Annotated in this window: 9 protein-coding genes and 1 pseudogene; 6 read left to right on the top strand and 4 right to left on the bottom strand. The window is 53.8% G+C overall.

The window, feature by feature from the left end:
- The first annotated feature begins 24 nt into the window (after positions 1-24).
- Both VN12_RS14825 and VN12_RS14820 read left to right on the top strand, forming a co-directional pair.
- Complete coding sequence (locus VN12_RS14825) at positions 25-1,395, top strand: DUF1501 domain-containing protein (RefSeq protein WP_205855051.1); 1,371 nt, start codon at positions 25-27, stop codon at positions 1,393-1,395.
- Positions 1,396-1,434: 39 nt separating this feature from the next.
- Positions 1,435-2,544: a WD40 repeat domain-containing protein gene (locus VN12_RS14820; RefSeq protein ID WP_146677559.1), complete on the top strand. Its 1,110-nt coding sequence runs from the start codon at positions 1,435-1,437 to the stop codon at positions 2,542-2,544.
- 138 nt (positions 2,545-2,682) lie between these two features.
- Here the strand turns inward: VN12_RS14820 and VN12_RS26825 are convergent, their stop codons facing one another.
- Together VN12_RS26825 and VN12_RS26820 are read right to left on the bottom strand one after the other, a co-directional pair.
- Positions 2,683-3,114, bottom strand: coding sequence for a fasciclin domain-containing protein (locus VN12_RS26825; RefSeq protein WP_409994280.1), 432 nt, complete (start codon positions 3,112-3,114; stop codon positions 2,683-2,685).
- Positions 3,100-3,552 (bottom strand): annotated as a pseudogene (locus VN12_RS26820) (fasciclin domain-containing protein); the annotation flags it as partial. The pseudogene VN12_RS26820 and the gene VN12_RS26825, both read right to left, overlap by 15 nt.
- A gap of 258 nt (positions 3,553-3,810) precedes the next feature.
- Between VN12_RS26820 and VN12_RS14810 the strand changes: the two are divergent.
- Positions 3,811-4,716, top strand: a complete 906-nt coding sequence (locus VN12_RS14810; protein ID WP_146677557.1) for a DUF4105 domain-containing protein — start codon at positions 3,811-3,813, stop codon at positions 4,714-4,716.
- Positions 4,717-4,878: 162 nt separating this feature from the next.
- The gene (locus tag VN12_RS14805; RefSeq protein WP_146677556.1) at positions 4,879-6,384 is read left to right on the top strand and encodes a TolC family protein; all 1,506 of its coding nucleotides are present in this window, start codon (positions 4,879-4,881) and stop codon (positions 6,382-6,384) included.
- A gap of 501 nt (positions 6,385-6,885) precedes the next feature.
- On the opposite strand, the gene VN12_RS14800 is transcribed toward VN12_RS14805, so the two are convergent.
- On the bottom strand, positions 6,886-8,514 hold the full coding sequence (locus VN12_RS14800; RefSeq protein WP_146677555.1) for a hypothetical protein: 1,629 nt from the start codon (positions 8,512-8,514) through the stop codon (positions 6,886-6,888).
- A 447-nt stretch (positions 8,515-8,961) separates the two neighbouring features.
- Between VN12_RS14800 and VN12_RS14795 the strand changes: the two genes are divergently transcribed.
- Positions 8,962-10,119, top strand: coding sequence for a hypothetical protein (locus VN12_RS14795; RefSeq protein WP_146677554.1), 1,158 nt, complete (start codon positions 8,962-8,964; stop codon positions 10,117-10,119).
- A gap of 588 nt (positions 10,120-10,707) precedes the next feature.
- Here the strand turns inward: VN12_RS14795 and VN12_RS14790 are convergent.
- The gene (locus tag VN12_RS14790; RefSeq protein WP_168164430.1) at positions 10,708-11,541 is read right to left on the bottom strand and encodes a transposase; all 834 of its coding nucleotides are present in this window, start codon (positions 11,539-11,541) and stop codon (positions 10,708-10,710) included.
- Between the two features lie 270 nt (positions 11,542-11,811).
- On the opposite strand from VN12_RS14790, the gene VN12_RS25865 reads away from it, so the two are divergent.
- Positions 11,812-12,216, top strand: coding sequence for a hypothetical protein (locus VN12_RS25865; protein ID WP_168164429.1), 405 nt, complete (start codon positions 11,812-11,814; stop codon positions 12,214-12,216).
- Positions 12,217-12,223 lie beyond the last annotated feature (7 nt).

Here is a 12,223-nt window from a genome sequence, read left to right as displayed (position 1 = left end):
CCCTGTTAAAGGGAACAAACGAACATGGAAAGAGCTTCGACCAACAATCTAGGATTTCCGAGCCCGTCATCGGAACCGATGTCTTCGGTTACCGCTCCGTGCGGCAGTATTGACCATCGGTTGCACCGGAGGCTTTTTCTCCAAGGAAGTTTAGCGGGCGCTGCATCCGTCGCCAGTTTCCAAAGCCTTTTCAGCGTACCCACCTTTGCCGAGAGTGCGACGAAGCGAGGAAAGAAGTGCATATTGCTTTGGCTTTGCGGTGCTCCAAGCCAGTTCGAGACATGGGATCCCAAGCCGGGACGACCGACCAGTGGTCCATTCGGGACAATCCCGACTTGTATTCCCGGAGTCCGAATTAGCGAGTTGATGCCCAAGTGCGCGACGATCCTCGATAAGTTAGCGGTCGTGCGTTCGATGTCGACCGATGCGAGCGAGCACTTTCAAGGGATCGATTTGCTCACACGCGGTGAGCCCCCTCGCCCCCCGTTCACGCGACCCATTCTCGGTTCGGTACTGGCGCAGCAGTTGGGGCAACTGGATAGTCCCGTTCCGCAGTTTGTGTTGCTCGATCCTTGTCCAGAAGGGAATGAATTCAAATCCTTCAAAGCGGCGAACTGGGCTGGATGGCTTGGGGCTGAATATGGTCCAGTCCGCTTCGGTGGTCAGTACAAGATCGAAAACACCGAGTTACCCGCTGGGCTATCCGCTGCAGATCATGCCGATCGCGAAGCGGTACGTGCCTTTCTAAGCAAGAAATTCGAAAATGATCATCGATCGGCGGCGATAGGTTCCTACAACGCAGTCTATGAGCGGGTGAAGGGATTGATGCAGGCAGCACCCTTGTTCGATCTCGATGCATTGCCTCCGACCGATCGCGCGAAGTACGGGCCCGGAACCTTTGGAATGCACACGCTTCTCGCTAGGCACCTGATTGAAAATGGATCCACCTTTGTGATGGTGGCCAATGGAATGCCATGGGACTGCCATGTTCTTAATCACGAAACCCACCAGATGCTGGTCCCTGAGTTGGATCGCATCGTGTTCCATCTGATCCACGATTTGGAGGAGCGAGGGATGCTCGACGATACCTTGGTCCTCATCATGGGCGAGTTTGGACGAACGCCTTGGCTGAACGAAGCGAGGGGACGCGACCATTTCCCAAACGCATGGAGTTTGGCGATGGCGGGGTGTGGAATCAAGAAGGGAGTGGTTTATGGATCGACCGATGAGAATGGAATGGCAGTCTCGGACAGTCCCGTCGATCAACGGAGACTGTTTGCGACGATTTATACAGCCCTCGGACTGGATCCCTATGAGACCTACAACCTCCCCGACTTCCCGACCTTCAACCGCGTCGAAAAAGACGCTGCGCCGATCGCAGAATTGTTGGCCTAGTTATCCATCCTCCTTCGTATCGTTTCCTGCAATCTCCCTATGTCTATCGAACTCACCCGCACGCGCCGCATCCAATTTCCAATGGGAATTCTTGATATCGCGGTGGAGGAGGATTCAGGCAGCGTATTTACCGCTTGCATGGATGGCATCTACCGCTGCGAAATTCCGGTGGAAACAGACGGACCCAAACCGAAACCCATTCGGATCGGTTCCCACGCCAGCTACGTTTCCAGCATCGCGATTCGCAAAAGTTCGAAATCTCTGATCACTGCGGCCTATGACGGCACCCTTCACGTCCGGTCAATGGATCCGAGTCCCTCTCAGACGGAACTACCCCTCAGTCTTGAAAAAAAGATCCACCCGTTTTGGTCATGGGATATGGCGATGTCTCCCGACGAAAAGTGGGTCGCTTCCGTAACCGGTCAATATTTGGCAGGCTCGGAAAAATACGAGCCACTTCCTTCGGAAGAGCCAACCGTCAGGGTGTTCGATGCCGCCACCGGAGAAACGGTGCACGCCATGCACATGCTGCCATCGGTGCAATGTGTTGCAATCGACGCCAGCTCTCGATTCGTTGCGGCGGGAAATCTGATGGGCGATTTGGCGGTCTGGGAATTGACAACCGGAAAAGAATTGGCACGCTGGAGGACACCGGCTTTTTCCAGTTGGGGAGTGATCAAGAGCCACTGCTATATCGGCGGAATCTACGCTGTCTCGTTTTCGCCAGATAGTGAAACGCTGTACGCAGCCGGCATGGGGGAGATGGTGGATCCGATGGCCGGGAACGGAAAACAGCGATGGCAAAAATTTGCTTGGCGGGCGAATCCGGTAGAGAAGGTCGCGGAATCCAAAGATGATCAAACGGGTGAAGGTCTAATGGAAACGCTCGCATGGAATCCCCAGGGGCATCTTTTTGTTATGGCAGGGCGACTGAGGGGAGGCAATTGGAATCTTGGAGTATTCGATGGCAAGTCGGGTGAATTGATCGGGCAGGCCAAGACAGGAATGCGAATTACCCAGGCGCGATTTAGCCGCGATGGAGCGACCCTTTATTTGGCTGGCATGCAAGGCCAGCCGCAGCCCAAAGATGGAAAGTTTCCCGACTTCGGGTATCTCGAAACGTACGCTCTCAAGCAACCTGTTACATAATGGGACGCTGTGCGAAGAAGTTGCTTCGTGGAGTGGGTCGAATCTGCTAGGCGTTATCTATAAAAAAAGGGTAGGTCAAAAACCTACCCTTCTTGAATATGGAACAGACGATGGAATCGCAATCCAATCCGTCCAAACTTACTTGGCTGGGGGCATAATCACCGAATCGATGATGTGGATCACACCGTTCGACGCGTCGACGTCGGTTGCGATGATCTTGGCATCATTGACGAACGCACCCTTGTCGGTTGCCTTGATCGCAACAGCAGCACCTTGGAGGGTGTTCGCAGACTTGGCAGCAACAGCGGCTTCAGAGTAAACTCGTCCCGATACCACGTGGTACTTCAGAATCGTGGCCAGCTTTTCCTTGTTCTCAGGCTTGAGCAAATCGTTGAGGGTTGCAGATGGGATCTTTGCGAAGGCTTCGTCGGTAGGTGCGAAGACGGTGAAAGGACCTTCGCCACTCAATGCTTCAGCCAATCCAGAAGCTTTGACCGCTGCCAGCAATGTCTTAAACTTACCTGCTTTGTCAGCAACTGCAGGAATCGGATCGGAAGCAGGAAGGATCACGGAATCGATGACGTGAATCACACCATTGGTGCAACCAATATCGGTTTTCACAACATTTGCATTGTCAACGCTGACCTTGCCACCATCGACCTTCACATCGATACGTTGCCCGTTGAGAGCAACCGCTCCCTTGACCTTGACGACGTCTGCGGCCATGACTTTGCCGCTGACAACATGGTACTTCAAGATGTCTTGCAGCTTGCTCTTGTTTTCTGGCTTGAGCAACGTTTCGACAGTCCCCTTAGGAAGCTTTGCGAATGCTTCATCAGTAGGTGCGAAGACAGTGAAAGGACCAGGCCCCTTCACTGCGTCAACCAAATCTGCAGCGGTCAGCGCGGCCGCCAAGGTCTTGAAGCTACCAGCCTCAACAGCGGTTTCAACAATATTCTTTTCAGCCAACACGAAGGAGCTGAAACCAACGAAAGAAGCTAACGCCATACCGAAAATTTTTGTCTTCATTCTTGCAATCCACTACGTTTGATCTGGAGAAATGATCGGTTACCGATTGGTAACTGGAACTAACGGTCGCGAGCCATCGTGGGGATTGTACGGCGGTGTCAACCGGCTGGATTCAAGAATTTGTTAATTGAAATCACGAGGAGGGAGAAGCGACGTAGATGATCCATCTTGACCCCGCATTCCTACAAGTGCTATCACTTGCCGCTTCCTAGAAGCGATCCAGCGGTTGGAGGCCCCATGAAACGAGAAGCTATTCCCATCGCACGGATGCTCGCTCGCTTCGTATCATGGGCCACGTGTTTTGTCTTGGTCTCGGGCTGCACAGGACGCTGGATCGAGCCTCGAAGCTCGGACTCCCAAGGGATTCTTGGAACGCTTCGTCCGAATCGCCAAATCCCCAAGTCGATGGATCGAATCTGGCGCCCCGATTTAACAATTCTCCCTTTTGCAGAATTCGATGGGAGCGAGATAACGATCCGTCATGTACGCGATTGCCGCTATCGAAGCGAGCATGATTACGACGTCAGGCATTATGATCTTCGGTTCCAACTCCAAGATGTTAGAACGATCGATTTCATTGTCGTTCCTTTTCGCGAAACGACCCTGCTCGCGCACACGATGCTCAGCTTCGGGCTTGCCAATGGCCAGCACTTTGCCATCTCCGTGGAAGCTAGGCTCGATGAAGGGGAGTCGTACTCTCCTCTACGTGGTGCATCGAATCGTTTCGAATTGATGTACGTTATCGCCGACGAAAGAGATGTCATTCCCCTCAGGACCAATGTACGCAATGTGGAGGTCTATCTGTATCGCGGCAGAGCGACCCCCGATCAAGTACAAGACTTGCTGGTAGATATGCTCGCGCGCGCCAATAAGCTACAACGAGAGCCCGAGTTCTATGACACGCTCCGAAACAACTGCACGACGAATTTGGTGCAACATGTGAACAAGCTACGGCCGGGCAAGATCCCCTTTGATTGGCGCGTCATTCTCCCCGGTCATTCGGACCGGCTTGCCTACGAACTCGGTCTGATTGAGACCATTGGCGGCTTCGAGGCCACCAAAGCCGCTGCGAATATCACATGGGTTGCCAAGCAAAACTCCGATAGCCCCGATCTCTCTGCACGGATTCGCGCATTACGCTAGCGTTTCTGAGTAGCTAGCATTTCCACGTGAGTTAAACGACTGTGCGTTTTCTTTGGTGCGCCGCGACAGGCCCCGCGCAAGAAAGCGGGTTGGGTTTGCGATCCTTGCACGAGAAACACCGATACCTCCACGGCTACAAGTGTTCGTTTAGGAGTTCATCGTATGCAAGCAAAGCCAACTTCCAAATCCGAATGGTTTCGACGCAGTCTGCTGATGGGGTTGTTGATACCAACGATTGGGTGCGCAACGGCCGGTAAGACAGGGCCATCGATGAAATTCCCGAACTTTGCTCCCTGGTCCAAATCGGTGGATATACAAAGCGAGCCGGTTCCGCAAGCGCGTGTGGCTGATGCAACAGTACCTGCTGTGGTGAAAGAACCCTCAGCTGTGCAGCCTGCGGCCTTCGAAGCGTTAGCAATCGCCAAGGAAGTTACTCTCGATACAACTTCGACCGCGAACCTTCGTCTTGAGGAATTGGAAGATCTTGCTATTCAAAATAGTCCTACACTTCGGCAGCTTGAGTGGAGCGCTTGCAAGGCCGCTGGCTATCGACAGCAGGTCAGTCTGCGACCCAATCCGAATTTAGGATACTCGGGGCAACAGCTGGCGGACCAAGGGACCGATCAGCACACCCTATTTCTGGAACGCGAGTTTGTCACTGGAGACAAGCTGCAGTGGAGCCGGCGTGTAGTCAACGCTCGAGTCCGAGGCCAGCTCAGCGAGGTGGAGTCGCAGCGAAGCAGGATTCTCGCGGATGTACGCACTGCCTATTTTCAGTTGCTGGCGGCCCGGACCAAAGAGGTAGCATTGGCTGAATTCACGGATGCATCGCGGAAGGCCTTGGAGTTGACGGAATTGCGCAAGCAGGCCAAAGAGGGGTCGCAAATCGATGTCCTCCAGGCAAGCACCCAATGGAATCAAATCCGAATGCAACAGGAGCAGGCCCGTGCGTTGGCGAATGGATATGCGGCTGAGTTAGCTGCCTTAGTTGGTATCCCACAGATCAATCCGTCTGAAGTTTCTGGACAACTCGCTGCACCGGTCGATTCGATCGATTGGGACGCGATGCTTGTTCAGCTTCGCGGAACGAATCCAGAGTTTCAAGTGGCTACGGCGAATCTCGAAAGAGCCTCGGCCAATCTTCGAAGGCAGAACGTGCAAGCGACACCGAACTTAACATTTCAGATTGGCGCTGGTGTCGATAATGGAACCGAGTCGGGGATGATCAACACCCAGGTCTCCGCGCCCCTGAATACGCACAATCGCAATCAAGGTAACATCGCGGCAGCCCAAGCCGATTACAACATCGCGCAATTGGAGGTGGAGCGAATCGATAGAGCTCTGCGCGCTCGAGTGGGAAGGTTGTCAGGAAACTACGAATCTGCAAAGGCCGCATTGATTCGCTATCGCGAACAACTCCTTCCCGATATCCAACAATCGCTCGATCTGGCTAACCAAGCCTATGTAGCAGGCGAAACGGACTTCTTGGAAGTTCTGATCATTCGCCGGACCTACTTCGAACTCCGCCTTCAAGCCATCGATGCAGAACGAGATCTTCTGTTGGCACAAACGAGCGTCGAGAACTTTGGATTGACCGGAGCTTTCGACCCGATTCAGGACAATAGCGGCGACGCTTCGCTCCGCGATCAAGCCTTCAGTCAGCAATAAACAGCGGTTGGAGAACGAAGGACCGTCGCGATCGTTCTTCACAATGGCTACCTTTGCGATGGATGCACACCGCTCGGCAACTCGTAGACGGCGGTTGAGTCCTATCGCCCCGCAAGCGAACTGTTCCTCAATAAAGAGGCATCCCGCAAGTCTGTTGCTCCATTTCAGCTAACAGTCAAGCGCGTACCATCCTGTAACGCCGTCATAAAGCACCCGCGAACAATCGTGGAAAGCGTTTGCTTTCCCTTGAACGATCTGCAGGGCTGATCGCAAAACGGATCAAACGAATGGCTGACCGCGCGCCCGCTGCCACGATGTTCCCAAGCATTCTGGAAACTCTCCCTATACCTGGGCGCCACGTTCCCTCCCCCCAAAAGGTGGGTGCCTTCTATTTCCCTCCTCCCCCCAAAAGGTGGGTGCCTCTTATTTCCCTCTCTCGTTAGGTGGGTGCCTGCTATCGGGGGGTGCATTTGCTTTTATGGCACTTTTGCGGTGTGGTAATCATTGAGATTTCTGAGTTCTTTGACGCGCATCGGATTTCGGTCTTGGCGACTCGTCAAGTTTTGGGAGTGCTTGCTTTCGGTTCCGCTTCATTTCGTACTTGACCACCGCTCGGTCATCATCCCATCTGCCACTCAGTATCGATGATCGGATCGTAAGTATCTTCTCTGCCTTTTGAATTCGCCAAAACGTTCCGCTGTTCTTCATCCGAAGATTGATCACTCGACGTATCGCGCTCTCAATCGATCCACTTCCAAGTGGGAGTCCCATCAGCTTGAACTTCGGATAGCCCAGGCGTCCTGCCTCCCCGTGGCTACGAATGTATTCGATGACTCGTTTGATTTCTGATCGATCGGCAGAGGATAGATCCTCGGCCTGACTTAGCCGAGCAGTGAGCACTTCGACAACCTGCGACCATTGACCATCTCGCAATCGACTTCGCAGTTCATTGGAATTCGATGGTTCACTTTCCCCAGCAGCATTCAAAGAACGATCCAAGGGCTGGAGGGCTTTGCCTAGGTTCTCTACGGCGTGGCACACGTCAAGCACTTGATTGACAACCACTGCGGATTCCACCTTCGCTTTAGCAAGTATCGAATCGATCCGTCCCCAGATCCAAGTCGCACCGTCGCTATTGAACGTAATCGTCTTTGCTTTATTGGCTCCCAAGCGATGGAGGTGCATGCTGATTAGTCGTTCCATATAGTCCGCGTCACCGAATGAGCCATCGATCAGAACTCGAACCGCTTCGTCTCTTCGTCCATTGTCATCGTGCGCGTAGATGATTAGCAGTTTTGGTTCTCGCCAATCGGCCTGAAAACGACTGGATCTACGCGTTTCCTTGGAGCGTCCCGCACTTAGCTCGCCTGTGACTTGCGATTGGGTTTTTCCAAAGTTTTCCACAGGATCGATCCATTCCAGGACGCCGCGTGTTCTCGTCCGGCCACCGTCAATTTGCACCGATACTCGCCTTCCAGTGAATTCGCAACCTTGCTTCATATCGCCGCGCTCAAATTGCTCCAGCATTCGTTCCCGGACGGTTAGGGATTCCGATCCTGCGCGAGAGACGATACGGTCGATCGTTGTTCGCGTTAACTGAATACCGTCTCGTTGCAATTCGACGTATGCTTGATCAAGCGATGGGGCCAACGCCACTGTCCGACACACTTTCGATACAAGCCAAGGAGAAACGTTCTCTGAAAAGCCATACTGGCTTAGATCGATATCGAGTCCCGGCGTATGATCTTCGCGACTTGCGGCTGGAGATTTCGGTTGACAGTAGAGGGTAGCTGCGTAGCTGATATGGCCAGCGCCGAGATGGACTTCGACTTGTCGTTCATGTCCAGCTCGCAGCGGTATTGCGTATTCCAATCGTGTTTCCTCGCAACGCTTACCGTGCTCCTTGGAATTCATGGAATTGGCAATCATCCCAGTAAGACACAGCCCCGCTCCGAGGTCGAACAATTCTTTGACCTGCTGTTCGACGAACTCCATTTGCATGGGGTCGTTGTTGAGAATCACTTGTAGCTGGGCAATTTTTTGATACGCCTCGGCAAGAAACATCCCCATTGTTTGATTGGGATTATTGACTTCAGGTCCTACGCGGTCGAACACATTCCACCTTCGCATGATCGCCTCCGTGTCGTTGGGAAGAAACCCCAATCATCACAGCACGGTAAGCGGTAGTGATCATTATAATGCGAAAGCCGTCGCAACACTGTTTGCTAGCATCAAACAAGACATGCTAGCTTTAGGCCATAAAAGCAAATGCACCCGCTATCGGGAATGTTTCGTTGCGTCTTTGCGCCGTCGCGCGAAACCTCCCTCCAAAAGGTGGGTGCCTGCTATCAAAAAGGTGGGTGCCTCTTATTCCCCCCTCTGACTAGGAGGGTGCCCCGAATCCCCGCCCCTCCCCTTTTGCGTCTTGGCGCCTTCGCGAGAAACCTCCCTCCCCCCCATTAGGTGGGTGCCTCTCATTTACCCCTCTCCAAAAAGTTCACCTATTTGGTTGCATCCCTTCCTTCAATCCCATAAGGTGATGGGATCTACACCCCGAACTTCTTGGAGAAATCCACCATGTCCAGCACGCTCCGCTGTGAGCAGTTCGTCAGCGACGAAATCTGCCTTGTTCATTGCTACCATCGCTGTGTCCGTCGTGCCTTTCTTACTGGCTTCGATCAGCTCACCCAGAAAGACTACACCCACCGCAGAGAATGGATTCGCCAGCGCCTTGAATCCCTGGCCTCTGTCTTCGGTATCGATGTTCTCCAATATGCCGTCCTATCCAATCACCTCCATGTCATCCTCCGCAATCGCCCCGATGTCGTGAAGACTTGGTCCGACGTAGAAGTCGCCACCCGCTGGCTAAGACTCTTTCCAGGCACCCGAATCCTCGATGTCTTGGCCGAGCCCAACGAGGAGGATGTCCGAAGCGCTGTAGCCAATCCCGAGAAGATCCAAGAGTATCGCAGCCGACTCTCCGATATCTCTTGGTTCATGCGTTCTCTCGCAGAAGTCATCGCCAGGCGAGCCAATGCAGAAGATGAATGCAGTGGCTGCTTCTGGGATGGCCGATTCAAAGCGAAGCGGCTTCTCGATGAAGCGGGTTTGCTGGCCTGCGCCATGTATGTGGATCTCAATGTCTTGCGCGCGAACCTGGCCGCAACAATCGAACTCTCGATGCACACTTCGGTATTCGATCGAATCGAGGCTGCCAAGGGAGCGATGATCGAATCCTCGGCTCTGGATCGTATTCCCTTGTCCCGGGAGGAATCGATCGCGAGGAGGACCAAGATGACGCTCGAGGAGCAGAAGAAGGCTCGTAAGCAGACTGGCCCCCGTCCACTGGTCCCCCGAGACGCCTGGTTGGCCCCTTTGACGCTCGACCCCGAAGTGGACGCGTTTGATCCGCAGGCCAGCACCAATGGTCTGCGCGCCAGCAACCGAGGGTTCTTGACGATGAACCTGGAGGACTATGTGAAGTTGTTGCAATGGACAGCTAAGCAGCAGGATCATCCGCCAGGGAGCGTGTGTCCGGTTCCTGAATCCTTAGAGCCCTTGTTTACCGGCTTGGGAGTGGAACCGAGCATGTGGTGCGACTTGGTGTGGAACTACACCAAGTACTTTGGGACAAGCCGTTGTAGTGGGAATCCCAAGGCGATGATCGCCGACGCGGAGCGGACCCACAAACGCTGGAGTCGCGGCCAGCGCCAAGCTGCCGCTTGCTTCGCCTAGCGGGGAGCGATTCGCGACAACTGGCCAGTAGCAAGGAGCCAGGAGCAAGTGGCTCCGCTAGCTCCGGTTCCCCACCTTGGAGCCTGAGCCAGAACACTCGCTCTTCAGTCTCCCACCCATCACCCTCCTTCATCTTCGGGGCCGGTTCGCCGCTGCGCCCATCCGAGCCCAATCCCCCCGAATTCCAGCCCCCCAGGCCAATCCCGCCCCCACTTCCATTTCAAAGCCCATGCTCCCCCCTCCGTCCAAAAGATGGGTGCCTGCTATCAAAAGGTGGGTGCCTGCTATTGAGTCATTCCATTCCGACAAAAGGTGGGTGCCTTCTTATTGAGAATGCGCTGCAATAGGTGGGTGCCTACTATTTGAAGAACGATTGCGCCGCAATGAGTGGGTGCCTCGGATTTGGTGATCATTGCGCCGCAATGAGTGGGTGCCTCGGATTTGGTGATCGCGTTTCGTTGCGTCTTGGCGCCTTTGCGAGAAACCTCCCCCCAAAAGGTGGGTGCCTGCTATCGGGAATGATCGGGAATGACTGGCAACCGGCAACTGGCAACCGGCTCCGCTAGCTCCGACTCCCCCCTTGGAGACTTAGCCAGGATGGTGCTTAGGTGGGTGCCTGCGATTGAGCCTCCTTAGGTGGGTGCCTGCGATTGAGCCTCCTCGTATTCGAATGCGTCGGAAGCCTCCAGCGATACAAGTGCAGATCGCCTTATCTAAGTAGGCTGCCGCGTTGTGAGCGCTGTGAACCGAACCGCTGCGATTCACAATCGCAAATACTTCTTTGGTGTTGGCTAAGCTGACCAGCAAAGGGTGGTATCCCCAGCTCCCCTTGTACGAGATATCCATTCCTTCTTTGCACTCGGCTGTAGTTGCCACGATAACGCCATCGACATCGATAAGGGCTTGGTCAAAGAACGCATCATCCTGTTGCCTCCATACGTTGATCCTGGCTTCGTTAATAGCTTGCATCAGGGAGTCGATGTCGGATTGATGGAATCGACGGCAAAAATCGCCTGCCGTGGTTGGATCAGGAATCGAATCGGCACCGATCGCATCGAGGAATGTCGAATCGTTTCGAAGACGCTCCAAATGCTCGAGCCTCGATCCATTGCATAGAACATTCGTAACCATCGCGAGGACGTGGTCGGATTCATGATAAGGAGCATGTGACTTTAAGAGTTGGACACGATGATTGATGGCATCGGTCAATCCGGCATGCTCGGCGAGCTTGAGCTTGGCGGAGACACCAGCGTAGCTGATGGCATGGGTGCGATCTGCAAGTTCGTATTTGACAGAGTTGGTAGCGAGAACCGGATTCGGATTCGAGATACCACGAGAGAATCGATTCTCCCTTGCTGCTGCGAGCCTTTTCAGGGTTTGCTTCTTGCGTGCGCCGATACGTTTTGCGAAACTTAACTTCACCTGAAACCCTCCGTGTGTGTGGCTTAATCGATTTGTTGTTACTTCGTTAAACTGCAAAAACGCCGGGAGGTTTCAGGTTTTTTTACGCAAATCTAAAACGACCTCAACCAAACTTCGCTTGATCGAGGACTAGGAAGCAGGATTGGCGGGCAATTAGGATGCCAATGTGGCTTGAATGTATGTCCAGCGGTGCACATGGCGGCATGACGCTCGAGCAAGGCTTCGATTGCCTGACGTTCGTCGCTCTTGGTGCTAAGAGCTAGGAACAAAGTGAAATATGTCGAGGCGTCCAGTCCCACCCCACTCGGCTATATTGAGCGGTCCTGGAAACCCGCTCTACAAAACATCACACTTCGCCACATCACACTTCGCCACATCACACTTCGCCACATCACACTTCGCCACATCACACTTCGCCACATCACACTTCGCCACCACACACTTCGCCACGTCACTTCGCCACGCCACTTCACCACGCCACTTCACCACGTCACTTCACCACGTCACTTCACCACGTCACTTCACCACGTCACTTCACCACGTCACTTCACATTGACCCGGCACATTGATCTATTACAACTACTGCCTGTCGACGACGATCAGGACTATTGCAAAGCACTCGTAACTAACGAGCTTGGCGACTCGTTCAACGTGAGATCGGATTGCGAGTTATGAAACGCCT

It is taken from the genome of Pirellula sp. SH-Sr6A, from assembly GCF_001610875.1.
In the GTDB taxonomy this organism is placed as follows: Bacteria; Planctomycetota; Planctomycetia; order Pirellulales; family Pirellulaceae; genus JBKCUI01.
The sequence above is the reverse complement of the archived record's forward strand: the minus strand, read 5'-3'. Positions and strand labels throughout refer to the sequence as shown.

What these genes read in the sequence shown, in the direction of transcription:
- VN12_RS14810 (WP_146677557.1), top strand. Translation starts at nt 3,811, where the DNA reads ATGAAACGAGAAGCTATTCCCATCGCACGGATGCTCGCTCGCTTCGTA.
- VN12_RS14800 (WP_146677555.1), bottom strand. Translation starts at nt 8,514, where the DNA reads ATGCGAAGGTGGAATGTGTTCGACCGCGTAGGACCTGAAGTCAATAAT.
- VN12_RS14805 (WP_146677556.1), top strand. Translation starts at nt 4,879, where the DNA reads ATGCAAGCAAAGCCAACTTCCAAATCCGAATGGTTTCGACGCAGTCTG.
- VN12_RS14825 (WP_205855051.1), top strand. Translation starts at nt 25, where the DNA reads ATGGAAAGAGCTTCGACCAACAATCTAGGATTTCCGAGCCCGTCATCG.
- VN12_RS14820 (WP_146677559.1), top strand. Translation starts at nt 1,435, where the DNA reads ATGTCTATCGAACTCACCCGCACGCGCCGCATCCAATTTCCAATGGGA.
- VN12_RS14795 (WP_146677554.1), top strand. Translation starts at nt 8,962, where the DNA reads ATGTCCAGCACGCTCCGCTGTGAGCAGTTCGTCAGCGACGAAATCTGC.